The organism is Streptomyces huasconensis (genome assembly GCF_021028635.1).
Classification (GTDB): Bacteria; Actinomycetota; Actinomycetes; order Streptomycetales; family Streptomycetaceae; genus Streptomyces; species Streptomyces huasconensis.
On record NZ_CP086119.1, the window covers coordinates 1,485,107 to 1,508,900 of the forward strand.

Sequence of the window (23,794 nt, forward strand, 5' to 3'; positions counted from 1 at the left end):
TGGCGGCATGACGACCGACCGCGGGCCGCTGCCCGACCCCCGTGACGAGATCCTGGCCGTCGTCGACGAGAACGACGAGGTCATCGGCGAGGCCCCGCGCGGCGAGGTGTACGCGCGCGGGCTGTGCCACCGCTGTGTGTTCATCCAGGTGCGCGATGCCGAGGGGCGGGTCTTCGTGCACCGCCGCACCGCGACGAAGCTGGTCTTCCCCTCCCTGTACGACATGTTCGTGGGCGGCGTGGTCGGGGCCGGGGAGTCCTGTGACGACGCCGCCCTGCGCGAGGCCAAGGAGGAGCTGGGGGTCCGGGAGCTGCCGCGCCCGACCCCGCTGTTCACCTTCCTCTTCGACGACGGCGCGGGGAAGTCCTGGTGGGCGTACCTCTACGAAGTGCGCTGCGAGACGCCGGTGAACCCGCAGGCCGAGGAGGTCGCCTGGCACGCCTTCCTCACCGACGACGAGTTGGAGCGGCGGCTGACGGAGTGGGAGTGGGTGCCGGACGGGCTCGCCGCCCACCACCGGCTGCGGGCCTTCCGCGCGAGCTGATCACCCCGCCCCTGTGAGCACGGCTTATGGTGCGGCGGTGAGCAATTTCGTACGGAGTCTGAGGCTGTGGTTCGCCCCCGAACACATCCGTGAGGAGGGCGACACCCCCGACTACCGCTTCTCGCTCGCCAACGAACGCACCTTCCTGGCCTGGCTGCGCACCGCGCTCGCGCTGATCGGCGGCGGCTTCGCCGTGGACCAGTTCCTGCCGGACCTGCGCTGGGGCTGGCGGATCGGTCTCGCGCTCGCGCTGCTCGCGGCGGGCGTCCTGTGCTCGCTGCGGGCGGTCAACCACTGGGTGCGGTGCGAACGGGCCATGCGGCGCGGCGAGGACCTGCCGGTCGGCCGCTTCCCGACGGTGCTGAGCCTGGTCGTCGCGGTGGTGGCGCTCGCCATGGTGGTGGTCGTGCTCTTCGGGTGGGAGGGGTGAGCGGGCCCGGCCCCGAGCCGGCGCGCGACCCCGGCCTCCAGCCGGAGCGCACGCGGCTCGCGTGGCGGCGCACGACGCTGTCCTGGACGGTCGCGGCGGTCCTCGCCGCCCGTGCGGTGCTCCACCGGGGCCCGACCACCACCGGCGTCCTGGCCTGCGCCCTGTGCCTGCTGCTCTGGCTCGGCTTCCTCGCGGTCGCCCACCGCAGGATGCTCGCGCTGACCGCCCGGCGCCCGCGGACGCTGGCCGTGCGGGGCGCGTGGACGGCGGCGCTGTGCACCGTGGCGCTGGCCGGGTGCGCGGCGGCGATGGTGGTCTGACGGCGGCCGGAACCCGGTCGGTGGCGGCCCGGGCGGCGGGTCAGTCCTTGTGGTCCACCGTGACGACGATCTTGCCGCGGGTGCGGCCCTTCTCGCTCAGCCGGTGGGCGTCGGCGGCCCGCTCCAGGGGGAACGTCTCGTCGACGTGGACCGTGACGACGCCCTGCTCCGCCAGCTCCGTCAGCCGCAGCAGGTCCACGGCGTCGGGGCGGACGAAGCAGTAGTGGCCGCCGAGACCGAGCACCTCGCCGTCCGCGATGGACGCCAGCCGGCCGCCGCTCGTGAGGAGTTCGGCGGACGCCTTGAGGGTGTCGCCGCCGATGGTGTCGAAGGCGGCGTCGACACCGTCGGGGGCGAGCGCGCGGACCCGTTCGGTCAGCCCGTCCCCGTACGTCACGGGCTCGGCGCCCAGCTCCCGCAGGTAGTCGTGGTTGCGCTCGCTGGCCGTGCCGATGACGCGGGCGCCCGCGTGCCGCCCCAGCTGCACCGCGAGGGAGCCGACGCCGCCGGCCGCCGCGTGTACGAGGACGGTGTCGCCGTCCTTGACCTGGAGCGCCTTGACCATCACCTGGTAGGCGGTGAGCCCGGCCAGCGGCAGCCCCGCGGCCTCCTCGAAGCTGAGGTTGCGCGGCTTGGGGGCGAGGGTGCGCACGGGCGCGGCGACGTACTCCGCGAAGGTGCCGCGGGAGAGGAAGTCCTCGCGTACGTACCCGATGACCTCGTCGCCGGCCTTGAACTCCGGGGCGGAGGCGCCCGGCCGGACCACCACCCCGGCGACGTCCCAGCCCGGGATCGCGGGGAAGACGGGGTCGAGGAGGCCGTCGAGGTGGCCCTCGCGGCACTTCCAGTCGACGGGGTTGACGGCCGCGGCCCGCACCTTCACGAGAACGGAGTCGGGGCCGACCTTGGGGTCGCGCACCTCGCCGTACTGGAGGACGTCGGGGCCGCCGTAGCCGTTGTAGCTGATCGCCTTCATGAGGTCGCCTTCGTCGGGTCGCTTTCACTGAACACCCGCACGGGTCACCTGCGCGGAGGTCGGGGAAACATCGCCAGACTGACATAAAGGAATAAACGGGGCATCGAGGGCTAGCCTGAGAGGGTCAGCCTCCCCGGAAGTCACAGAAGGTGCGCGTCATGACCACGCTCCATCACGAACACCCGGTGCACGACCACATCCACGGCCCGGCCTGCGGCCATCCCGAGGTGCCGCACGGCGACCACGTCGACTACGCGCACGACGGCCACCTGCACCGCCGCCACACCGACCACTACGACGAGTGCGAGCCGACCGGCCACGTCGCCCACCAGGGCCATGACCACCAGCACGGCGACGGCTGCGGCCACGACTCCGTCCTCCACGGCGACCACGTCGACTACGTGCACGACGGACACCGGCACGCCGCCCACGACGGGCACTGGGACGACCACTAGTCCGGGCGCCAGCCCGGCTCGGCACCCCTTGGGGGGCATCCCTCACCCTCAGGGGGGCCTCTTCGCTCCGGCCCTCAGGGGACGGCTTCGCTCTGGACGGCATACCGACTGGTCGGCATCATGGGGTGGCACGCCACCACCACGCCGATCAGGAGCGAAGATGAGCGCAGACCATCCGCCGGGCCTCGACCTCGACCAGTTGCGCGGCCACCTCGACCGCGAGCGGCCGGGCCTGGTGGGCGGACCGCTCACCGCCCGGCTCATCGAGGGCGGCCGGTCCAACCTCACGTACGCCGTGACCGACGGCGCCGCGCGCTGGGTCGTGCGGCGGCCCCCGCTCGGCCACGTGCTGGCCACCGCGCACGACATGAGGCGCGAGCACCGGGTGATCGAGGCGCTGCACCCCACGAACGTGCCGGTGCCCGCACCACTGCTGCTCTGTGACGACGACAGCGTCATCGGCGCGCCCTTCTACGTGATGGAGTTCGTGGACGGCACGCCGTACCGCACCGCGGAGGAGCTGGCGCCGCTCGGCCCCGAGCGCACCCGCGCCGCGGTGCTCGGCCTCGTCGACACCCTCGTCGACCTGCACGCCGTGGACCCGGCGGCGGTCGGCCTCGGCGACTTCGGGCGCCCCGACGGCTTCCTCGACCGGCAGCTGCGCCGCTGGGGCAAGCAGCTGGACGCGTCCCGCAACCGCGACCTCGCCGGCATCGACGAGCTGCACGCGGCGCTCGGGCGCTCCCTGCCCGCCTCGCCCGCGCCGGCCGTCGTCCACGGCGACTACCGCCTGGACAACGTCCTGATCGGCGACGACGACCGGATCAAGGCCATCCTCGACTGGGAGATGTCCACGCTCGGCGATCCGCTCACCGACCTCGGCCTCCTTGTGATGTACAGCGCGAGGCTGGAGGTGCCCGACTCTCCCGTCAGCACCACGGCGGGCGCGCCCGGCCACCCCGACCCGGCCGAGCTGATCGAACGGTACGCCGCGCGCTCGGGGCGCGACGTCTCCGCGGTCTCCTGGTACACCGCCTTCGCGTGGTTCAAGCTCGCCGTGATCCTGGAGGGCATCCACTACCGCTACACGCTCGGCCAGACCGTCGGCGCGGGCTTCGACCGGATCGGCGAGCTGGTGCCGGTCTTCATCGAGCACGGCCGCCGCACGCTCCAGGGACAGGAAGGCTGAGACAGCGCCATGGACTTCGCATACGACGCCCGCACCGAAGAGCTGCGCGCGAAGCTGCTCGCCTTCATGGACGAGCACGTGTACCCGGCCGAGGCCGTCGCCGACGAGCAGCGCGCCGCCCTCGCCTCGCCGTGGCAGACCCCGCCCGTGGTCGAGGAGCTGAAGGCCGAGGCCCGCAGGCAGGGCCTGTGGAACCTGTTCCTCCCCGACACGGAACACGGCGCGGGGCTCACCAACCTCCAGTACGCGCCGCTCGCCGAGATCACCGGCCGCTCCCCGCAGTTGGCGCCGACCGCACTGAACTGCGCGGCGCCGGACACCGGCAACATGGAGGTGCTCGCGCAGTTCGGCAGCGACGAGCAGAAGAAGCGGTGGCTGGAGCCGCTGCTCGCCGGGGAGATCCGCTCGGCGTTCGCGATGACCGAACCGGAGGTGGCGTCATCGGACGCCACGAACATCACGACCCGCATCGAGCGGTCGGCGGACGGCTCGGAGTACGTCATCTCGGGCCGCAAGTGGTACATCTCCGGGGCGATGAACCCCGACTGCGAGATCTTCATCGTGATGGGCAAGACGGACCCGGACGGCGCCGACCCGCGCCGCCAGCAGTCCATGGTGCTCGTCCCGCGCGACACCCCGGGCCTCGAAGTCCGGCGCGCCATGCGGGTGTACGGGTACAAGGACCACTACCACGGGGGTCACGCGGAGGTCGTCTTCGACGGCGTGCGGGTGCCCGCGGCGAATCTGATCGGTGAGGAGGGCGGCGGCTTCGCCATCGCCCAGGCGCGGCTCGGCCCCGGCCGCATCCACCACTGCATGCGGCTCATCGGCATGGCCGAGCGGGCGATCGAGCTGATGTGCCGGCGGGCGGTGGCGCGTACGGCGTTCGGCAAGCCGCTGGCCCAGCAGGGTGTCGTCCAGGAGTGGATCGCGGACGCGCGGGTCGCCGTGGAGCAGGTGCGGCTGCTTGTCCTGAAGACGGCCTGGCTGATGGACACGGTGGGCAACCGCGGGGCCCACACGGAGATCCAGGCCATCAAGATCGCCACGCCGCGTGCGGTGGTCGACATCCTCGACCGGGCCGTGCAGTTGCATGGCGCGGGTGGGGTGAGCCAGGACTTTCCGCTGGCGGAGTTGTGGGCGGCGGCGCGGACGCTGCGGTTGGCCGATGGGCCGGATGAGGTGCATCAGCGGTCGTTGGCGCGGCGGGAGTTGAAGCGGTACGTGTAGCTCCGCTGGGGGGCGGGGGATTGTGCGGGGGGGCGCCGGGGCGCGGGGGCGTCTGCCGTGGCGGGTTTTGTGGCGGGTGCGGGGTCGTGGCTGGTTGATCGCGCAGTTCCCCGCGCCCCCTTCGGGGCGCCGTTGCGTCTGCCGTGGCGGGTTTTGTGGCGGGTGCGGGTCGTGGCTGGTTGATCGCGCAGTTCCCCGCGCCCCCTTCGGGGCGCGGGTGCGTCTGCCGTGGCTCGTTGCTCGCGCAGTTCCTCGCGGCCCTTTGGGGCGCGCCTAAGGGCGTAGGGCCCGTAGGAGCAGATCCGCCAGGTGGTCCGCCACCTGTTGGGGTGTCAGGGGGCCGTCGGGGCGGTACCACGTGGAGAGGTGGTGGACGGAGCCGAAGTGGTAGTCCACCACCAGGTCCGCCGGGGTCGCCGTGGAGAAGACGCCCGACTCCTGGCCCTCCTCGATCAGGGCCCGGAAGCGCTCGTGGTAGCGGCGCCGCTCGGCGCGCACCTGCTTGTTCTTCTCGGCGCCGAGGTGGTGCATGGAGCGGAAGAAGATCGAGGCGTCGTCGAGGTTGTCGATAGTGGTGACCACGACGTCCGCGGCGGCGTCGCGGACCCGCCGCTCGACGGGGGCGTCCGCGTCCGCGATGGCGTCCAGCCGCTCCTGCTGGACACGGAGCATCCGGGCGTACACCTCGTGGAGCAGGTCGTCCTTGGAGCCGAAGTAGTGGTAGAGCGCGCCCTTGGTGACGCCGGCCGCCTCCACGATCTCCTGCACCGAGGTGCGGTCATAGCCCTGGTCGGCGAAGAGCCGGGTGGCGGCGGCCAGCAGCCGCTGCGGGACGGGCGTGCCGTCACCGTCCGTCGTCCTGGCCACTGCCGCCACCTGCCTTTCGTGTCACTGACTGTCCTGTGGGCGGGAACACAGTTCCCGTCGGAGGATCTTCCCACTTGTGGTCTTCGGCAGTTCCGGCAGGATCTCGACCTCGCGCGGGTACTTGTACGCGGCCAGCCGCTCCTTGCAGTACTCCGTCAGCTCCTCGGGCGCGGCGCCGCTGCCCGGACGGAGGCTGACGTACGCCTTGACGCTCTCGCCGCGGTAGCTGTCGGGCACGCCGACGACGGCCGCCTCGCGCACCGCGGGGTGCGCGTACAGGACGTCCTCGACCTCGCGGGGCCAGACCTTGAAACCGGAGGCGTTGATCATGTCCTTCTTGCGGTCGACGACGTAGAGCCAGCCGGCCGGGTCCATGAACCCGATGTCGCCGGTGCGCAGTTCACCGCCGGGGAAGGCGCGGGCGGTGGCGTCGGGGCGACGCCAGTAGCCGGGGACGACCTGGGGTCCGCTGACGACGATCTCGCCGTGCTCGCCGAAGGGGACCTCCTGGCCCGCGTCGTCCAGGATGCGTACGACCGTCTCGGGACCCGGGACGCCGACGGCGAGGGTGCCCGAGAACGGGTCGACGGGCGCCTCCTTGCCCGGCGGCACGGAGGCGCAGGGCGCGGTGCACTCGGTGAGGCCGTAGCCGTTGTGGAGGTAGGGGCCGAAGGCGGCGCGGAACTTCTCCACCAGGGCCGGGGGCAGGGGCGCGCCGCCCGAGGAGATCAGCACGAAGGAGTCGAAGTGGGCGCGGGTCGCCGACGGGTGGGCGGCGAGCGCCATGAACGCCGTGGAGGGACCGACGGTGTACGCGGGGCGGTGCTCGGCGAAGGCGTCGAGGACGACCCCGGCCTCGAAGCGGTAGGTGAGGGCGAGCGTGCCCGCTTTGGCGATGCACCCCGCGAGCTGCGCGACCATGCCGGTGATGTGGAAGAGCGGCGCCAGCGCGAAGTAGCAGGCGCCTTCGGGGATGCCGGAGCCGGTGCGCTGGCGCTCGGCGTTGTAGGTGATGTTGCCGTGGGTGTTCATGGCGCCCTTGGGGGTGCCGCTGGTGCCGGACGTGTAGCTGATCAGCGCCACGTCCGAGGGGCCGGGTTCGCGGCCGGCGGGGGCGGGCAGGCCCTGGCGCGCGACCGCCAGCAGGTCGTCGGCGTCGTCGGGCACCGGCAGGCGCTCGAAGTCCAGGACGCGGGGGTCGTTCCTGGTCTGGAGGTCGAGCTGACAGGCGGTGAGCACGACGCGTACGGAGGAGTCCGCCGCCGTGGCGCGCAGATACGTCTCCCAGGCGCGGTCCGCGCAGATCAGCGCGGTCACGTCGGCGTCGGCGAGGACGTGGGCGACCTCCGCCGACTTGTACATGGGGTTGACGGGCACGACGGTGGCGCCCGCCTTCCAGGCGCCGAGGAGGGCGAGCACGAAGTGCGGGGTGTTCTGGAGGAGGATCGCGACGCGGTCGCCCCGCGCGACGCCACGGGCGGCCAGGTGCCCGGCGACGGAGTCGCTGAGGGCGTCCGTTGCGCGGTAGTCGAGGCGCCCGTCGAAGTAGGTGAGGGCGGTGTGTTCCGGGGCCCTTTCGACGGCGGCGCGGAAGGCGTGCAGCACGGAGGGGGCGGGGGTGACGGGGGTGCGCTGGGCGTCGTTGAGGCGGGCGAGCCAGGGTTTGGCCGCGTAGATCGAGCCGTTCGCGTCCGTGGAGGAGTCGGTCACCGCTGCGTCGCCTCCCACTTCTGCTGGATGCTGTTCATGCCGGTCAGCCACTTGTCGGGGGTGGCGGCGCGCGCCTCGTAGTACGCGGCGACCTCCGGGTGCGGCAGGATCAGGAAGCGGTCCTCGGCCATGCCCGCGAAGAGCGCGTCGGCGACGTCCTCCGGTTCGATCGCGGTGGGCGTGAGGACGAGGTCGCCCGCGCTGCCGGTGGCGGCGAGCATGTCGGTGCGCACGCCCTGCGGGCAGATCGCGTGGACCTTGAGGCCCCGGTGGCGGTAGGTGAGCGAGAGCCACTCGGCGAAGGCGTACGCGCCGTGCTTGGTCACGCTGTACGGCGCGGCGCCGATCATGGTGAGCAGTCCGGCCGCGGAGACGGTGGAGACGAAGCGTCCGCCGCCGCGCTCCAGCCAGCCGGGCAGCAGCGCCTGCGCCGCCCGTACGTGCGCCATGACGTTGACGTCCCAGGCCGCGGCCCAGACCTCCTCGGGCGCGGCCTCGCTGCCGCCGGAGCCGAGCCCGGCGTTGGCGCAGTACACGTCGACCGTGCCGCCGAGTGCCTCGGTGGCCCGCGGCACGATCAGCGAGGCGTCGCCGGGAACGGCGACGCCGCCCACCTCGTCGGCGACGGCCCGCGCCTTGGCTCCGTCCAGGTCGTTGACGACGACGCGCGCGCCCTCGGCGGCGAAGCGGCGGGCGAGCGCGGACCCGATCCCGCCCCCGGCGCCGGTGACGACAACTCCCTTGTCCCGCAGGGTCTCCACGACCGGTCTCCTTCGACGTCGGAATCGACCACGGACTCGACCACGATTCGACCACACCTCGCGCGGCCCGCCTGACACGGCAGACTAACCAGTCGGTATGTGATGGCGGAAGGGGTGCGGCCGCGGGTGGAGCACACCCCGGAGACCTCGGGTCTCAGCAGCCGAGACGAGCCGTCCCAGCTATTGACTGGCCCCTGCATCCACCATGAGAGTGCCGCTCGTGCGGAGCGAAACGACAGCAGCAGACACCCAGCAGGTCCACGACGCGCAGAGCGCCGACGGCAGCCCGGAGACCCTCCGCCGGGTGGCCGTGGCCTCCTTCATCGGGACGGCCATCGAGTTCTACGACTTCTACATCTACGGCACGGCGGCCGCCCTCGTCCTGAACCAGGCGTTCTTCCCGACGCTGGACCCCGTCAACGCCACGCTCGCGTCGTTCTCCACGTACGCGGTGGCGTTCGCGGCGCGGCCCATCGGCTCGGTGATCTTCGGTCACTTCGGTGACCGGGTGGGCCGCAAGTCCGTCCTGGTGGCCTCGCTGCTCCTGATGGGCCTCTCGACCGCCCTCGTCGGTCTCCTCCCCGGCTACGGCACCCTCGGCGTCTGGGCTCCGCTGCTGTTGATCCTGCTCCGCTTCCTCCAGGGCATCGGGCTCGGCGGCGAGTGGGGCGGGGCGGCGCTGCTCGCCGTGGAGCACGCGCCGCGGAAGAAGCGCGGGCTGTACGCCGCCTTCCCCCAACTCGGGCCCTCGGTCGGGTTCTTCGCGGCGACCGGTGTCTTCTGGCTGCTGTCGTCCGTGCTCTCCGACGACGCCTTCCGCGGCTGGGGCTGGCGCGTGCCGTTCCTGCTCTCCTTCCTGCTCGTCGGCGTCGGCCTCTTCGTGCGGCTGCGCATCAGCGAGACCCCGGTCTTCGCGAAGGCCATGGCGGCGCGGGAGGCCAGCAAGGCCCCCGCCCTCGACGTGCTCCGCCGCCACCCGCGCGAACTGCTGCTCGGCGCGGGCGGCATGGTCGTCGCGTACGGCCTCTTCTACACCGCGACGACCTACTGCCTCGCCTACGCCACCGGCACCCTGGACGTCCCCCGCACCACCATGCTGGGCCTGTCCCTCGTGGCCTGTGTCTTCCTCGCGGCCGGCACCTGGCTCGCCGCGACGCGCTCCGACGGCGACGGGCGGCGCAAGCTCGTCCTCGCGGGGGCGGGGCTCTCGGCGGTGTGGGGGTTCGTGCTCTTCCCGCTCCTGGACACCGGGCAGCCGGTGCTGATCGCGCTCGCGCTCGGCGGGGCCCTGTTCTGCATGGGCGTGGTCTACGGCCCGATGGGCGCCTACCTGCCCGAGCTGTTCGGCACAAACGTCCGCTACTCGGGCGCCTCGCTCGCCTACAACCTCGGCGGGGTGCTCGGCGGCGCGGTGTCGCCGCTGGTGGCGACCCGGTTGCAGGCGGCGTTCGGCTCCTCCTCGGTGGGCTGGTACGTGAGCGCGATGGCGGTCGTGTCGCTGGTGTGCGTTCTCGCGCTGCCGGAGACCCGGGAGCGCGAACTGACCTGACGTGCGCGGAGTATGGCCAGGTGGCCGAAGCGGCAGGACCATACGGGCGTGAAGCCCTACTGGGAGTTGACCTTCGACGCCGACGGCGACGCCGACACCGCGCGGCGCGAGGAGCTGCTGTCCGGCGCGGAACGCGGACGCGTCTCCGATCTGCTCGTCTTCGCGCACGGCTGGAACAACGACAAGGAGAGCGCCCGCTCGCTGTACCGGCGCTTCTTCGCCCCCTGCCGGCGCCTGGCCGCGCCGCAGGTGCGCCTCGGCTACGTCGGCGTGCTGTGGCCCGCCATCCGCTTCCCCGACGAACCGATCCCCGACTTCGAGCCCTCGGCGGCGCCCGCCGCTCCCGCGCCGCCGGGCGGCCCCGGGCTCGACGCGGCCACCCGGCGGGCGCTCGACCGCGCCTTCCCCGACCACGGCCCGACGCTCGACCGGATCGCCGAACTGCTCGCGGAGCGTTCGGACGTCCCCTCCCGCCTCTACGAGTTCGGGCGGCACGTCCGTGAGCTGGTCTCCCTGCGTGAGACGAGCCCGGCCCGCCACCTCGGCGAGGACACCGGGGCGGGTGAGCCCGCCATGCTCACCGACGACGCCGTCCAGGTCTGCGAGGTGCTCGCGGCGGCCCGCGCGGACGACGGACAGGCCGAACTCCTCAGCGAGCTGCGCGGCCGGGTGTGGGACGGCGCCCACGAGCTGCTGCGGCAGGGCACCTACTACGCGATGAAGCGCCGCTCGGGCGCCGTGGGCCAGCTGGGCCTGGGCCCCGCCATCGGCCTGCTCGCCGCCCACGCGCCCGGCATCAGGGTGCACCTGATCGGCCACAGCTTCGGCGCCCGGCTCGTCTCGTACGCGCTGCGCGGCATGCCCGCCGGCGTGCGTACGGTGAAGTCGGTGACGTTGCTCCAAGGGGCCTTCTCGCACTACGCGTTCGCCGACCGGCTGCCGCACGACAGGTCGCGCGGCGGCGCCCTGCGCGGTGTGCAGCGGCGGATCGACGGCCCGCTGGTCTCCTGCCACTCGCGCCACGACGACGCCCTGGGACGGTTCTACCCCCTGGCGTCGAAGCTGGCCGGTGACTCCACGAGCTTTCTGAACCTGTGGGACCGGTGGGGCGCCGTCGGCTACGACGGCATCCGGGCGGTGGAGGGCGCCCGGCGCGTCCGGCTCGGCGAGAGGCTGCCCGCCACGGGGTGTGTGAGCGTGGACGCGTCGTCGGTGGTGCGGCGCGGCGGACCGCCCTGCGGCGCGCACAGCGACGTATGCCATGAGGAGCTGGCGCGCGCCGTGTTCGCCGCCGGGCGGATTCCGTCGGCCTGACGGCTAGGGGCGGTGGCGGGGGAACTCGACGACCTGCTGGTAGGTGGGGCGGTTCTGCCACTGGACCGGCTCGTGCGTGATGCCGCCGAGCGCGCGGTGGACGATCGCGTCCGCGCACCACTGGTCGCCCGCCTCGCACGCGTCGTCGCCGGGGTAGACCTCCGTGGCGGGCTTGGCGACGGCCTGCGCGAGCGTGGTGAGCAGGGCGTCCCGGCAGGCGTCGAGCCTGCCGTCACCGCAGTAGGTGTGCGCCAGCTCGCCCTCGACCGGCTCCCCGAGGACCCTGCGCAGGTCCTTGTCGGCGTACCCCCACCACCCGTACTGGAAGGTCGATCCGGCGTGCGCCCCGGTGGGTCCGTGGCCCGCCGAGGGCGCCTCGTCGGTGCTGAGCTGCGCGGTCAGGGCGTCGTACAGCCCCTTGCCCATGCCCGGCTCGAACTGGGCCTTGATCAGCAGCGGCCACCAGGCGTCCATGACGCGCACGGCGTCGGGGTGGGCGTACGCCTTGGAGCCCGCGGCCGTCTGGTTGCGCCGGGCGCCCGCCGCGTGCCAGGCCTCCAACTGCCGCACTGCCTTGTCCAGTTGCGGGTCGGCGACCGGTTTGCTCCGTACGACCTTCAGCAGCTCCGGCAGCACTTGTTCGCCGCGCAGATCGGTGACGGCGGCCTCGGACATGGCCCGGGTCAGCTTGGCGCGGGTGACGCCGCCCTCCTTGGTGAGTTTCCTGACCCGCCCGTCGAGCAGGTCGCCGCGGTGCACGGCGCTCATCCCGAAGCCGGCCGTGCTGAAGTCCTTGGCCTGCTTGTTGTTCCAGGAGATGTAGTAGTCCTGGTTGACGGAGTGCGGGTGTGCGGCGGGCGGGGTCTGCGCCGAGGTGTTGTTCTCGGGGTCGAAGTCCCGCCATTCGTAGGTACGTTCGCCCCGCACGGGCAGGGCGGGGTCGACACTCTCCGCCCGCTCCGGGTTGGCGCCGCTGTTGTAGTACGCGATGTCGCGCGCGTCGGCGTAGAACCAGTTGAAGGCGTAGCTGATGTGCCGCGCCGCCTGCATGAAGCTCGCGGCGTCCTTCACCTGGCCCGGGTCGTTCAGCATCTGGAAGCCGATGATCGAGTCGGCCTCGTGGCGGTAGGTGGAGCGCAGCGAGACGTACGCGACGGGCCTGCCGTCGACGCTCGCGCGGTGCGTGACGACGCCGTAGTGGGTGCGGAAGACCTGCATGCGGTAGGAGCCGGCGGCCGTGGAGTCGGCGAGGGTCGGCTTCCAGGCGTTCGTGCGCTCCAGCTTCTCCATGGGGGTGCAGGTGCCCCGGTAGAGGTAGCCGGTGGACCGCTTCGTGGGGCTACCGCCGCCCGGCTCGCACAGTTCGACGGCGTACGTGTCCGTGATGTCCTGCCCGGCGGAGGTCGCCGACCAGGCGTAGTCCTGGCCGCGCCCCAGCTGGACGTACATCCCGACGCCCGCGAAGGAGACGCCGCGCGCGCTGATGCCGGGGCCCCGGAGTTCCTGCTGCATGAGGAGCTGGGGCGCGAAGTAGCCGGTCTGGGGGCCGAAGACGGCGACCGGGTGGCCGCTCGCGGTGTGCTTCCCCGAGACCAGCAGGGCGTTCGACATGCCCTTCTTGTGGCCGTCGGGCCGGAAGAGGTCGGCGGGCAGGACGCCCTTGTCGTACATCCCCTGGAGCGGCTTGAGCTTCTTCGGGGCCCGCACGGGGTCCTTCGCGCCCGTCCGCGCGCCGCCCTCACGGTCGTACACGAGCTGCTCGCGCTCGACCGATCCGGGGTCGGGCAGCGCGGTGCCGCGCGCCTTGTCCGGCTTTCCGGCGTACGGGAAGCTCGTGCCGTCGTGGAGGGTCTGGACGGCCTCGGGGTCGTTGCGGGCGCGGAAGGACTCCCAGACCCGCGTGCCCTTCTCGACGCCGTACTTCTCCTGGGCCTTGAGGAGGGAGAGCGCGGACTCGACCTCCCCGCCGCCACCGTTGCCGAAGAGCCCGCCGACCACGGAGGCCAGCGCGATCATGTCGGTGATCTTGAAGGGTTCGATCTCGCCGATGTTCGTGATCGCGTCGATCTTGCCGGTGAGGACGTACTCGCCGGGGAAGTAGCGGCCGTTCTTCGCCTTCACGCGGTAGGCGTTGAGCCCGTCGATGTAGGCCTGCGCGTCCGCCATGGCCTGCCTGCCGCGCTCGCCCTGGGTCGTCCTGATGTACTCGACCTGCTTCTCCAGGTCCTTCTCGGTGTACGGGGCCTGCGGCCAGAACTGCTGCTCAAGGCCCTGGTTGGCGGGGGCGCCGCCCGCGAACGAGGTCAGCTGCCCGCGGCCTATGTGGCGGAAGAGGTCGATGAGCCAGAGCCGGTCCTGTCCGGCGGCGTAGCCCGCGCCGAACTCGGTGCCGTAGCGGGTGGTGCCCTTGATGTGCGGGATGCCGTACTTCTTGTCACGGGTGATCGTCACGTCGTCGCGCGGCCTGGTGACGGAGGCGACCTGACCGTCGCGCACGCCGAAGGAGGCGTCGTTGAAGAAGTCGGTGAGGCGGTCGTCGGTGAGCGAGGGGTAGCCGGAGGAGAGCGCGTCGTAGGGACCCAACTGGTCGTCGGCGTGGGCGGGTCGGGTGCCGAGGACGCGGTGTGCGAGGATCTCGGCGAGGGTCGCGTTGCCGTTGGCGCCGGGCGGCAGGATGTCCGCGCACTGCCCCTCGCAGTAGTCGTCGCTCTCCGCGGCCCGGTCCACCGCCGGCTGTGCCGCCGCGGCGCCGGCCCCCGGCAGCGGTGTCAGGAGGCCGGCGCCGAGGGCGAGCACCGCCCCCGCCGTGAGCGTTCCGAGTCTGCGGGCGGGTGGTCGCATGGATGCTCCTCCGGGTGCTGCGGAAGGCGGTTGGGGCGGAGGCTACTGGCGGGTCGCCGAACCTGAAAGATGAACAACCTTCGCCTTTGCCGAATCACCACAACGCGCCCCCCTTCTGGGCGCATCAGCACAGCTCAGGTGGGCAGGCGGAAAGGGGTCGTCCCGAAAGGGAGCCGATTCGCGTGTCGATACGTCTACTCGGCGACGTCGTTTCGATTTCGACTCGACTGCGACGGCGGCAGATACGGAACACGGGGTACCAGGACGAAGTACGTGTGACGGAGGTGCAGGGCGATGGCCGGATTCCGGAGTCTCGCGAGACAGGTGCGTGATCCGCGGAACGATTTGGCACTGCGGCGCTACTCGCTGCGCAAGTGCCTGGAGAGGTTCGCCCCATACGGACACCGGGCGACCTGGGACCATCTGTGCTCCCGGGCGGGCTTCGGGTGCGAGGACAGGTCACCCGATCCGGCGCGGCTGGTGGCCGCGCTGGAGGAGCTGGAGGCGGCGCGGGCGGTCTGGCTCGCCTACGAGGAGGATTTCGCGGAGCGCCGCCGCAAGGAGAAGCACGACGGGCTCAGGCGCCCCGGCAGCCACGACGACTGGCACCGCCGCACCTGGGGCGGCTGCGGGGTCGCCTGGTGCGACGACCCCGACGTCCATCCCCGCGCCCCCCTCGCCGAGGTGCTGCGCCGCCTGATCGCGGCGCTGGAGCGGGAGCCGGGCGCGTCCTGCCCGGTCTGCGGGGACACCTGCCTGGTGTGGAAGCGCGGCCTGGCGCACGAGCCGTCCTCGGGGGCGGTCTGCACGGGCTGCGGCATCGTCGTGCCCGCTCCGGTGCTCACGCCGGACGCGGTGGCCCGTGCGCGGGCGCGCGCGCTGCGCACCCTGGTGTCGGCGTGAGGACCTGAGAATCCGCGGACCTGAGGACCCGAGGACATCCTGAGGACATGAGGAACGGCGCGGTCGGAACGTGATGCGGGGCTCGGCTCAGGGCCTGATCACGTCCGTGTGTATGGCGAGTTTGAACTGGGCGTGCGTCAGCGGCGTGGCGAGCCTCGCGTCTCCCACGCCGCGTGCCGAGATCTTCAGGCCGACGGGCGTCCGGGGGTGGACGAACATCTGCCAGACGTACGACCTGAACTGACTGCCCCTGGTGGGCGCGGAGTCGGTGGTGCCCGTCGAGTCGTACCCGGTCGCCAGGCCCAGCGGGTCGCGGACGAAGCGGGCGCGGTACTCGGTGGGGCCACCGTCCGGCTTCCAGAAGACCAGCGCGGAGAGCACGCCCCAGCCGTCGTGGCTGGGCCATATCAGCCCCGAGCGGGGGCTCGGGAACCGCGCGGGGCCGGCTCCGCCCTTGGCCGGGTCGTGCATGTGCCACGGGTCGTACGACTCCTCGTCCGCCCCGTAGGGGAACCGCACGAGGTGGTAACCGTCGCTGTCGTACCTGATGCGCTGCGGCTCGTCCTGCGCCGCGTCCCACTTCAACGAGCAGATGGCAACGGACATCGGCCCTCCCCCTGAGTGACGTCGTGTGGTGCGCCACGCCCACGGTTCCATACCACGGGGAAAATGCGGTAGTCCCCTGCTTTACCTCCGGGAGAACGGCGAGGGGGTGCAGGCTGTGTCGTACGGCGCGGACGGGCGGCGCGACACGCTCGGGTACGCCGTCTTCGACGTCAGCGCGGAGATCGACGGCCGGCTGCGCCGGCTCGCCACGGCGAAGCTGCTGGACGGCGAACTCCCCCCTGGTCGCTCGGCTGTACGAGGGCCCCTACGACGCCGACCGCGTCCTGGAGCTGACCTCGGGCCGCGAAAGGTATCTGACACACAAGGGCGGCACGGAGTACTAGTGAGCAGGCGTGCCGGGCGGCGGGGCCATGCGCCGTCAACGGGCGGCGGCTGGGTCGCACGCCACCCCCGGCCGTGTTCAGGGGCGGGCGCGGCGCTCCACCATCAGGCGGGAGCCGGTGAGGCGCTCACCGAAGACGTCGTCCGGGTTGGAGAGTACGCAGGTCTCCAGGGACAGGCAGCCGCAGCCGATGCAGTCCGTGAGGTGGTCGCGCAGGCGGCCCAGCTGCTTGATGCGTTCGTCCAGTTCCGCGCGCCAGTGCTCCGAGAGGTGGGCCCAGTCCTCGCGGTTGGGGGTGCGCTCCTCGGGCAGTGAGTCGAGGGCCTCGCGGATCGTGGCGAGCGGGATGCCGACGCGCTGGGAGGCGCGGATGAAGGCGACGCGGCGCAGCGTGTCCCGGTGGTAGCGGCGCTGGTTGCCCGAGGTGCGGCGGCTGCTGATGAGGCCCTTGGACTCGTAGAAGTGCAGGGCGGAGACGGCGGCGCCGCTGCGGGCCGACAGCTGGCCGACCGTGAGTTCATGGACCTTCTCTGGAATCTGGGGCACGCCCCGAACCCTAATGGCCGGTCCGCGCGGCCTCGCGGCCGGTCCGTTGACACGCGTCCCCACACCCCGCATGCTGAGCAAGCGCTTAGTCCGCGCAGTCTGTGTATGTCGCACACGTCTAGGAGGCCAGGGACATGGCGGAGCCGAGGATCTTCACGTCGGCCGAGGAACTGCGGGCCGCGGTCGGCGAACAGCTGGGACACAGCGACTGGCTGGAGATCGACCAGAAGCGGATCGACCTCTTCGCCGAGGCCACGGGCGATCACCAGTGGATTCACGTGGACGCCGAGAAGGCGGCCGCGGGCCCCTTCGGGACGACCATCGCGCACGGCTATCTCACCCTGTCGCTGCTGCCGAGCCTGGTGCCGCAGGTCATGCGGGTCGAGAACATGAAGATGGGCATCAACTACGGCACCAACAAGGTCCGCTTCCCCGCCCCCGTGCCGGTCGGCTCCCGGCTGCGGGCGACCGCCACGCTCACCGAGGTGACCCCCACGAAGGACGGCGGCGTACAGGTGACGGCGCAGGTGACCGTGGAGCGCGAGGGCGCCGACAAGCCCGCGTGCGTGGCGGAGTCGGTGTCGCGTTACTACTTCTGAGCCGCGCTGCTACCGCTGAGGCATCCTGTTGCTGCTGAGGCGCGCCGTTACCGCTCAGACGTCTCGGGGCGCGCGCCCACCATCCGCAGCACGAGGTCGGCGTAGAGCGCGCCGACCTCGTCGGGCGTCCGGCGGCCCGCCACGTTGAACCAGCGGGCCACGTCGATGCAGAGCGAGAGCACGGCGAGCGTGGTGCCCGGCACGTCCGGGACGTCGAACTCCCCCGTCCGCACACCGTCGTTGATGATCTCCCGCACCGCCGCGTCCGTCCGCCGGCGCAGCGCGATGATCTCGGTGCGGTGCTCCTCGCCGAGCGCGTCCAGCTCGTACTGCACCACGCGGGCGGTCATGTGGTGGGCGGCGTGCCAGCCGACGAAGGAGCGCACGGCCGCCGCGAGCCGCTCGGCCGCGGAGCCCTCGCCGTCCGCCGCGGTGCGCAGGATGGCCAGGGCCTTGTCGTGGCCGATCCTGCTGATGCGGTGGAGCAGCTCTTCCTTCGTCTTGTAGTGGATGTAGAGCGCGGCGGGGCTCATCCCCGCGCGGCCCGCAATGTCACGGGTCGTCGTCGCGTGGTAGCCGCGCTCGGCGAAGGCCTCGACGGCGGCGATCAGCAGCCGCCGCGCCGCGTCGGGGCTGACCTCGCCCCACGGCTGCTCCTCGACGCCGGTCTCCTCCGCCGCGCTCATGTCCACTCCTTCGCCTTTTCGGGAGGGACACCATACCCCTGATGGTGAGCAAGCGCTTAGAGGGCTTCGGCCGGGACCGGCCTCACACCTTGGTGAACGGGTCGTGCTCGGCGAGCAGCTTGTCGACGCGGGCCTGGTCGACCCTGCTGACGATCTGCTCCACCTCCTGGCGGTCCCTGATCACCTTGGAGAGGGTGAAGGCGGAGGTCGTCAGGTACAGCACCGAGATGGCGAGGAAGGCCCGCACCCAGGCGGAGGCGTCGAGGTATCCGATCCCGATGGACACGGCGGCCAGCGCGACGGCGAAGGACGCGATGGCCTGGCCGTAGAACGCCGTGGTGCTCTGCTGTTTGATGCGCGGCTCAGTCATGGGGGAAAGCATCGGGCAGCGCGCCGGCCGCGACATCCGCTCGGCTACTCAGCCACGTACTCAGAACGCCGAGACTCCGGTCAGCGCGCGGCCGATGACCAGCTTCTGGATCTGGCTGGTTCCTTCGTAGAGCGTCATCACCCGGGCGTCCCGCAGCAGCTTGCCCGCCGGGTACTCGTCGATGTAGCCGTAACCGCCGAAGACCTGGAGGGCGTTGTTGGCGGCGCGCACGGCGGCCTCCGAGGCGAAGAGCTTGGCGGTGGAGGACTCGGTGGCGAAGGGCTGCCCGCGGTCGATGAGGTCGGCGACCCGCCAGGTCAGCAGGCGGGCGGCGTCCACGTCCACCGCTATGTCGCTGATCAGCTCCTGCACCAGCTGGTGGTGGGCGATGGTTTTGCCGAACTGCTCGCGCTCGCCCGCGTACTTCACCGCGGCGTCCAGGGCGGCCTGGGCGATGCCGACGCAGCCCGCGGCCACCGACATGCGGCCCTTGGCCAGCGCCGACATGGCGACGGAGAAGCCCTTGCCCTCGGGCGCGAGCATGGCCGACGCCGGGACGCGGACGTCCTCCAGGACGAGTTCGGCGGTGGCCTGGCCGCGCAGGCCGAGCTTGCCGTGGACGGTGCGGCGGCCGAGGCCGGGCGTGTCGGTGGGGACGAGGAAGGCGGAGACGCCCTTGTGCCCCGGGGTGTCGTTCGTCCGTGCGAACAGGAGCACGACGTCGGCCCAGGTGCCGTTCGTGATGAACATCTTGGTGCCGTTGATGACGTAGTCGTCGCCGTCGCGCACGGCCCGGGTGGCGAGGTTGCCCGCGTCGGAGCCGGTGCCGGGTTCGGTGAGCCCGAAGCACCCCACGTACTCCCCCGAGGTGAGCCCCGGCAGCCACTGCCGCTTCTGCGCCTCGTCGCCCCAGGACGCGATGGTCTTGGCGACGAGGCCGAGCGAGACGGAGACGATGCCGCGCACGGAGGAGTCGCCCCGGCCCAGCTCCTCGGTGACCAGGCAGTACGCGAGGTGGTCGCCGCCCGAGCCGCCGTACTCCTCGTCGATGGTGAGCCCGAGGAAGCCGACCTCGCCGAGCTTCTTCACGAGGGCCCGGTCGACGCTCTCGGCGCGGTCCCACTCGACGACGTGCGGGGTGATCTCGCGCGCGACGAAGTCCTCGGCCAGTCGGCGGACGGCAGTCTGCTCCTCGCTCAGCTCCAGGTTCATCGTGGGCACCTCTTCACGTCGGGTTACGGCGAGTACGTGGAGTTTTAAATTAGCACTGCTAGTTTCTGTTGGCAGCCCTACTATGTGCCGCATGGCCCGACCGCGCAAGCCCCTCCTCAGCCGAGAACGCATCGTCGAGACGGCGTGTGCCCTCGTGGACGCGGAGGGCCTCGCGGCGGTCTCCACGCGCCGGCTCGCCGCCGAGCTGGGCGTCAGCGGGCCGTCCCTCTACAACCACTTCCGCACCAAGGACCAGATCCTGGAGGCGGTCGCCGACTCCGTGAGCGCCCAGGTCGACCTGTCGATGTTCGATGCCGCCGACGGACGCGACTGGCGTACGGCGCTGCACGACTGGGCGGTCTCCTACCGGGCCGCGCTCACCCGGCATCCGAACATCGTTCCGGTGCTGGCCCGCGGCCCCGGCCGCCGCCCGGCCGGACTGCGGCTCGCGGACGCCATGTTCGGGGCGATGGTCGACGCGGGCTGGCCGCCCGCGCAGGCCACGTCGATCGGCGCGCTGATGCGGTACTTCATCATGGGCTCCGCGCTCGGCTCCTTCGCCGGCGGCTTCGTGGACGACGAGACGGCGTACGACCCGGCGGACTACCCCCACCTCGGCCAGGCCCACCTCCTCGCGGACCGCCAGCAGATCATCGACGACCGCGCCTTCGAGACGGGCCTCAGGGCCCTGCTCGACGGGCTGGCGTCGCAGTACGAGCAGGTGGGCGGCGGAGTACGGGAGCACTGACGGCTCGGGGGCTGTTTCGGCGCCCACCGAAGTGTCCGTCCGGCACGGTGGACGGCACGCGCGCCGCGCGCCTGCTCGCGGTGCTCGACGGGCGAGCCTGGACCTCCGGTGAGCCGGCGCGGCACGCGGGGGTGGCCGCGTCGACGGTGAGCGAGCACCTGGGCAGGCCGGTCGCGGGCGGGCTGCTCGCCGAGGAGCGGCAGGGCCGCCACCGCTCCGTGCGGCTCGCCGACGCCGGAGTCGCCCGGCTCGTCGAGGACCTCGCCGCCCACGCGCTGCCCGAAACCCCGGTTCGGCCCCGTACGCTGCGCGAGTCCGGCGCGGGCAGCGCGATGGCGTGGGGCCGCACCTGCTGCGACCACCTGCGGGACGGCTCGGGATCACGATCACCGGGGTGATGACCTCGCGCGGCCTGCTGCGGCAGGACACCGGCTTCGCCCTGACCGAGCAAGGCGTGGCGTGGTTCGGGGAGTTGGGCATCGACCTGGAGCGCGGCGGACGCCGGCCGCCGGCCCGCGCCCGCCTGGACTGGACCGAGCACCGCCCCCATCCGGCCGGGGCCGCGGGCGCGGCGCTGTGCGCGCACGCGCTCGCCGTGGGGTGGTGCGCGCGGATCGGCTCGCAGCGCGCCGTGCGGGTCACGCCCGCCGGGGCGCGGGCCCTCGCCGCCCACCTCGGCATCGATGACCTCTCGGTTCGGCGGGCCGCCTCCGGGCCGTCACTCCGTGACGATGCGCTCCACCGCCGCGGCCACCAGCGCGTCGCGCTCGGCCTCCGAGAGCACGTCCGGCAGCGTGAGCTGCTCCACGATGAGCCAGTTGAAGGCCAGGTGGAGCAGCCGCACGGCGGTCGCGTCGCCGGGCAGGCCGGAACCTTCGTGGTAGGCGACGTTGGCGTCGAGGTCCGCCCGGACGCGCTCGGTGAGGACGGCGCGCAGGTCCGGGCGGCGGGTGGCCTCCAGGCGCAGTTCGAGCAGGGCGAGGTAGCCGGTGCGGAAGCCGCTGACCCGCCCGAGGACCTCGCGCATGAGGCTCGTGTAGGTCTCCTTGTCCCGCTTGGCGGTGCGCTGGCGCTCGACCTCCTCCTCGCTGGGCCGGAGCCGTTCGTAGACCCGGGCGCCGGCCTGGGTCAGCAGGTCGTCGCGGTTGGCGAAGTAGTTGGAGGCCGTGCCGGTGGGCACGCCGGCCTCGGTGTCGACCGAGCGGAAGGTCAGCCCACGGGCGCCCTCCCTGGCCAGCACCTCGATGGCGGCATCGACCAGGGCCGCCCGCCGTTCGTCGTTCCTGCGCACCATGCCGACACTCCAACCGTAGTACTACGCCCCTACCACTACGATGACAGTAATACAGCGGCCCCGTTCCACCGGGGCCGTTCTGTCGGCACGGACGTGACGCGGGAGTTGCCGTGGTGCATGCGACGGATGCGCTGGACGCCGAAGGCCCGGGGAAGGCCCCACGGGGGTCGGCGCGGGCCGGGGTGCGGGTCCTCGGGCCGCCCCGGCTCCGCGGCTTCGCCGTCCAGGTGTTGCGCGGGCAGGCCCAGGTCACCTTCCTGCCGAGCGCCCTCGCGGGCGCGGTCTTCTGTCTCGCGCTCGCCGCGGCCGGCTGGGAGTACGCGCTCTACGCCCTGGCCGGCACCGCCGTGGGGACGGCCACCGCGCGGTTCCTCGGCGTGGACCGCGACCGTGTCGGAACCGGCCTCGAAGGGTTCAACGCCTGCCTGACAGCGCTGTGTTTCGCGGTGTTCCTGGGCGCGCGCCACCTCTCGACGGCCCTGCTCGCGGTCGCGGGCTGCGTGGTCGTCACGGTCGTGACCGCGGCCGTGGTCCGCCTCCTGGGCACCTGGGGCCTGCCGTCACTCACGCTGCCGTACTGCCTGGTCGCGAGCGCCATGACCCTGGCCGCGCCGGGCTTCCGGCATGTCTGGCACCACGGCGAGGGGCTCGCGGCCCTCCCGGTGCCCGCGACCGGCACCACCGCGCTCCAGCCCGCGGAGCTGGCCCGGGGCTTCTTCGCCGGCTTCGCCGAGATCTTCTTCATGCCGCAGTGGTACGTGGGTGCCCTCCTGCTCCTCGGCCTCCTCCTCGCCGACCGGCGCGCGGCGGGTGTGGCGTGCCTCGGCGGCGCCGTCGGGCTCGCCACGGCGTGGGCGCTGGGCGCACCCGCCGAGCGGATCGCCGACGGCACGGCCGGGTACAACTCCGTGCTCGTCGCCCTCGCCCTGTGCGGCGTCTTCCTGCCCGCGCGGCCCGCGACACTCGCGTACGCGCTCGTGGGCGCCGGCGCCGCGTCGGTGGCAGGCCCGGCCATGGCGGCGCTCTGCGCGCCGTCCGGCGGGCACACCTTCACCTGGCCGTTCGTGCTGACGACCCTGGTGTTCCTGGCGGGGGCCAAGTCCTTTCCGCGCCTCGGCGGTTGGCCCGACCCGGCCTGACCGGGCCCCCGCCGCTGCGGCCGTCCGACGGCCCGGTCAGAAGACGATCAGCGCCCGGCCGCCCTTGCCCGCGAGCATGTGCTCGAAGGCGGCCGGGATGCCGTCGAGGGCGATCCGGTCGGTCACCAGGGCGCCCAGGTCGAGGCGGCCCGCCCGGATGTGTTCGGCGAGGACCGGCAGGTCCACCGCCGGGTCGGAGTTGCCGTAGACGCAGCCGGACAGGGTCCTGCCCCAGTGGAAGAGTTCCAGGGCGTTGAAGGTGACCTGCTGGTCCTTGCCGCCGATGCCCACGACCGTGGTGCGGCCGCCGCGGCGCGTGGACTCCCAGGCCGTGCGGATCGTCACCGCGCGGCCCACGCACTCCACGGCGACGTCGACCCCCTGGCCGCCGGTGAGCCCGCGGATGTCGCGGGCCGTCCTCTCCGAGGCGATCACGTAGTCGGTGGCGCCCGCCGCGCGCGCCAGCTCCTCCTTCTCCGGGGAGACGTCGACCGCGACGATCCGCGAGGCACCGGCGATGCGGGCCGCCTGGAGCGTGGCGAGACCCACGCCGCCCACGCCGTACACCGCGACGCTCTCGCCCGCGCGGACCTTCGCCGAGTGGTGCACGGCGCCGTACCCGGTCAGGACGGCGCAGCCGAGCAGGGCCGCGTCGGTGAGCGGGACGCCGTCCGGCACCGGCAGGACGCACCGCCGCGAGACCACGGTTTCCTCGGCGAACGCGGCGACGTTCAGGCCGGGGTGCAGGTCCGTGCCGTCCGGCCGCCGCGCGTAGACGTCGGCGGCGCCCGCGAGGGCGTTGGCGCAGAGCCACACCTCGCCGAGCGAGCAGGCGTGGCAACTGCCGCAGGAGGGCGCCCAGTTCAGGACGACGCCGTCACCGGGGGCGACCCCGGTGACGCCCTCACCCACCGAGACCACCGTGCCCGCGCCCTCGTGACCGAGGACGGCGGGCACCGGGACCCGCATCGTGCCGTTGGACAGGGACAGGTCGGAGTGGCAGACCCCGGCTGCGGCGAGGCGCACCCGCACCTGGCCGGGGCCGGGCTCCGGCAGCTCGATGTCGGCGATCTCCAGCGGGGAGCCGACGGCGGGGAGGATGGCGGCGCGGACCACGTTCACGTACTCCTTGGGGAAGCGGGCGGACTCGGGCTCGGGCTCC

Annotated in this window: 24 protein-coding genes and 1 pseudogene; 13 read left to right on the forward strand and 12 right to left on the reverse strand. The window is 72.6% G+C overall.

The features are described from left to right. Positions 1-7: 7 nt before the first annotated feature. Genes J2N69_RS06650 through J2N69_RS06660 form a run of 3 tightly spaced genes read left to right on the forward strand, consistent with a single transcriptional unit; the run spans position 8 to position 1,294 of the window. Positions 8-544, forward strand: a complete 537-nt coding sequence (locus J2N69_RS06650; RefSeq protein WP_230899904.1) for an NUDIX hydrolase — start codon at positions 8-10, stop codon at positions 542-544. Between the two features lie 37 nt (positions 545-581). Beyond that, positions 582-974, forward strand: coding sequence for a YidH family protein (locus J2N69_RS06655; protein ID WP_230899905.1), 393 nt, complete (start codon positions 582-584; stop codon positions 972-974). Then, entirely contained in the window at positions 971-1,294 is a 324-nt protein-coding gene (locus J2N69_RS06660; RefSeq protein ID WP_230899906.1) for a DUF202 domain-containing protein, read from the forward strand. Before J2N69_RS06655 ends, J2N69_RS06660 begins: the two co-directional genes overlap by 4 nt. 40 nt (positions 1,295-1,334) lie before the next feature. Here the strand turns inward: J2N69_RS06660 and J2N69_RS06665 are convergent, their stop codons facing one another. Further along, complete coding sequence (locus J2N69_RS06665) at positions 1,335-2,270, reverse strand: NADP-dependent oxidoreductase (protein ID WP_230899907.1); 936 nt, start codon at positions 2,268-2,270, stop codon at positions 1,335-1,337. A 158-nt stretch (positions 2,271-2,428) separates the two neighbouring features. On the opposite strand from J2N69_RS06665, the gene J2N69_RS06670 reads away from it, so the two are divergent. The 3 genes from J2N69_RS06670 (at position 2,429) to J2N69_RS06680 (ending at position 5,144) form a co-directional block, all read left to right on the forward strand. Then, complete coding sequence (locus tag J2N69_RS06670; RefSeq protein ID WP_230899908.1) at positions 2,429-2,725, forward strand: hypothetical protein; 297 nt, start codon at positions 2,429-2,431, stop codon at positions 2,723-2,725. Positions 2,726-2,885: 160 nt separating this feature from the next. Then, a complete protein-coding gene (locus J2N69_RS06675) occupies positions 2,886-3,914 on the forward strand; it encodes a phosphotransferase family protein (protein WP_230899909.1) in 1,029 nt (342 codons plus the stop codon). A 9-nt stretch (positions 3,915-3,923) separates the two neighbouring features. Continuing rightward, a complete protein-coding gene (locus J2N69_RS06680) occupies positions 3,924-5,144 on the forward strand; it encodes an acyl-CoA dehydrogenase family protein (RefSeq protein WP_230899910.1) in 1,221 nt (406 codons plus the stop codon). Positions 5,145-5,417: 273 nt separating this feature from the next. On the opposite strand, the gene J2N69_RS06685 is transcribed toward J2N69_RS06680, so the two are convergent. Genes J2N69_RS06685 through J2N69_RS06695 form a run of 3 tightly spaced genes read right to left on the reverse strand, consistent with a single transcriptional unit; the run spans position 5,418 to position 8,473 of the window. Continuing rightward, positions 5,418-6,011 carry a TetR/AcrR family transcriptional regulator gene (locus J2N69_RS06685; protein WP_230899911.1) on the reverse strand — a complete coding sequence of 198 codons (594 nt, stop codon included), beginning with the start codon at positions 6,009-6,011 and terminating at the stop codon, positions 5,418-5,420. 21 nt (positions 6,012-6,032) lie between these two features. After that, positions 6,033-7,721 carry a class I adenylate-forming enzyme family protein gene (locus tag J2N69_RS06690; RefSeq protein WP_230899912.1) on the reverse strand — a complete coding sequence of 563 codons (1,689 nt, stop codon included), beginning with the start codon at positions 7,719-7,721 and terminating at the stop codon, positions 6,033-6,035. Then, positions 7,718-8,473, reverse strand: a complete 756-nt coding sequence (locus tag J2N69_RS06695; RefSeq protein WP_408056878.1) for an SDR family oxidoreductase — start codon at positions 8,471-8,473, stop codon at positions 7,718-7,720. Before J2N69_RS06695 ends, J2N69_RS06690 begins: the two co-directional genes overlap by 4 nt. Positions 8,474-8,702: 229 nt before the next feature. On the opposite strand from J2N69_RS06695, the gene J2N69_RS06700 reads away from it, so the two are divergent. Both J2N69_RS06700 and J2N69_RS06705 read left to right on the forward strand, forming a co-directional pair. Beyond that, positions 8,703-10,031 carry an MFS transporter gene (locus J2N69_RS06700; RefSeq protein ID WP_230899914.1) on the forward strand — a complete coding sequence of 443 codons (1,329 nt, stop codon included), beginning with the start codon at positions 8,703-8,705 and terminating at the stop codon, positions 10,029-10,031. 48 nt (positions 10,032-10,079) lie between these two features. Beyond that, positions 10,080-11,345, forward strand: a complete 1,266-nt coding sequence (locus tag J2N69_RS06705; RefSeq protein ID WP_230899915.1) for a serine-threonine protein kinase — start codon at positions 10,080-10,082, stop codon at positions 11,343-11,345. Between the two features lie 3 nt (positions 11,346-11,348). On the opposite strand, the gene J2N69_RS06710 is transcribed toward J2N69_RS06705, so the two are convergent. Next, positions 11,349-14,186: a penicillin acylase family protein gene (locus tag J2N69_RS06710; protein ID WP_230899916.1), complete on the reverse strand. Its 2,838-nt coding sequence runs from the start codon at positions 14,184-14,186 to the stop codon at positions 11,349-11,351. Between the two features lie 294 nt (positions 14,187-14,480). Between J2N69_RS06710 and J2N69_RS06715 the strand changes: the two genes are divergently transcribed. Beyond that, on the forward strand, positions 14,481-15,089 hold the full coding sequence (locus J2N69_RS06715; RefSeq protein WP_230899917.1) for a hypothetical protein: 609 nt from the start codon (positions 14,481-14,483) through the stop codon (positions 15,087-15,089). A gap of 87 nt (positions 15,090-15,176) precedes the next feature. Here J2N69_RS06715 and J2N69_RS06720 read toward each other — a convergent pair whose 3' ends face one another. Then, on the reverse strand, positions 15,177-15,695 hold the full coding sequence (locus J2N69_RS06720) for a hypothetical protein (RefSeq protein WP_230899918.1): 519 nt from the start codon (positions 15,693-15,695) through the stop codon (positions 15,177-15,179). Between the two features lie 421 nt (positions 15,696-16,116). Further along, entirely contained in the window at positions 16,117-16,584 is a 468-nt protein-coding gene (gene soxR, locus J2N69_RS06730) for a redox-sensitive transcriptional activator SoxR (protein WP_127909311.1), read from the reverse strand. 134 nt (positions 16,585-16,718) lie between these two features. Here soxR and J2N69_RS06735 point away from each other — a divergent pair, with 134 nt between their 5' ends. After that, positions 16,719-17,183 carry a MaoC family dehydratase gene (locus J2N69_RS06735; RefSeq protein ID WP_127909310.1) on the forward strand — a complete coding sequence of 155 codons (465 nt, stop codon included), beginning with the start codon at positions 16,719-16,721 and terminating at the stop codon, positions 17,181-17,183. 47 nt (positions 17,184-17,230) lie between these two features. On the opposite strand, the gene J2N69_RS06740 is transcribed toward J2N69_RS06735, so the two are convergent. The 3 genes from J2N69_RS06740 to J2N69_RS06750 form a co-directional block, all read right to left on the reverse strand. After that, a complete protein-coding gene (locus tag J2N69_RS06740) occupies positions 17,231-17,869 on the reverse strand; it encodes a TetR/AcrR family transcriptional regulator (RefSeq protein ID WP_230899919.1) in 639 nt (212 codons plus the stop codon). 82 nt (positions 17,870-17,951) lie between these two features. Then, a complete protein-coding gene (locus J2N69_RS06745; protein ID WP_230899920.1) occupies positions 17,952-18,239 on the reverse strand; it encodes a YiaA/YiaB family inner membrane protein in 288 nt (95 codons plus the stop codon). 60 nt (positions 18,240-18,299) lie between these two features. Then, complete coding sequence (locus tag J2N69_RS06750; RefSeq protein ID WP_230899921.1) at positions 18,300-19,451, reverse strand: acyl-CoA dehydrogenase family protein; 1,152 nt, start codon at positions 19,449-19,451, stop codon at positions 18,300-18,302. Between the two features lie 91 nt (positions 19,452-19,542). Between J2N69_RS06750 and J2N69_RS06755 the strand changes: the two genes are divergently transcribed. Next, positions 19,543-20,199 carry a TetR/AcrR family transcriptional regulator gene (locus J2N69_RS06755; RefSeq protein ID WP_230899922.1) on the forward strand — a complete coding sequence of 219 codons (657 nt, stop codon included), beginning with the start codon at positions 19,543-19,545 and terminating at the stop codon, positions 20,197-20,199. Continuing rightward, positions 20,196-20,899: pseudogene (locus tag J2N69_RS06760) on the forward strand (ArsR/SmtB family transcription factor); the annotation flags it as partial. The gene J2N69_RS06755 and the pseudogene J2N69_RS06760, both read left to right, overlap by 4 nt. Before the next feature lie 18 nt (positions 20,900-20,917). Here J2N69_RS06760 and J2N69_RS06765 read toward each other — a convergent pair. Beyond that, complete coding sequence (locus tag J2N69_RS06765) at positions 20,918-21,493, reverse strand: TetR/AcrR family transcriptional regulator (RefSeq protein ID WP_230899923.1); 576 nt, start codon at positions 21,491-21,493, stop codon at positions 20,918-20,920. A 113-nt stretch (positions 21,494-21,606) separates the two neighbouring features. On the opposite strand from J2N69_RS06765, the gene J2N69_RS06770 reads away from it, so the two are divergent. Continuing rightward, the gene (locus J2N69_RS06770; RefSeq protein ID WP_408056683.1) at positions 21,607-22,632 is read left to right on the forward strand and encodes an urea transporter; all 1,026 of its coding nucleotides are present in this window, start codon (positions 21,607-21,609) and stop codon (positions 22,630-22,632) included. 36 nt (positions 22,633-22,668) lie between these two features. On the opposite strand, the gene J2N69_RS06775 is transcribed toward J2N69_RS06770, so the two are convergent. Continuing rightward, positions 22,669-23,748, reverse strand: a complete 1,080-nt coding sequence (locus tag J2N69_RS06775) for a Zn-dependent alcohol dehydrogenase (protein ID WP_230904611.1) — start codon at positions 23,746-23,748, stop codon at positions 22,669-22,671. Between the last annotated feature and the right edge of the window lie 46 nt (positions 23,749-23,794).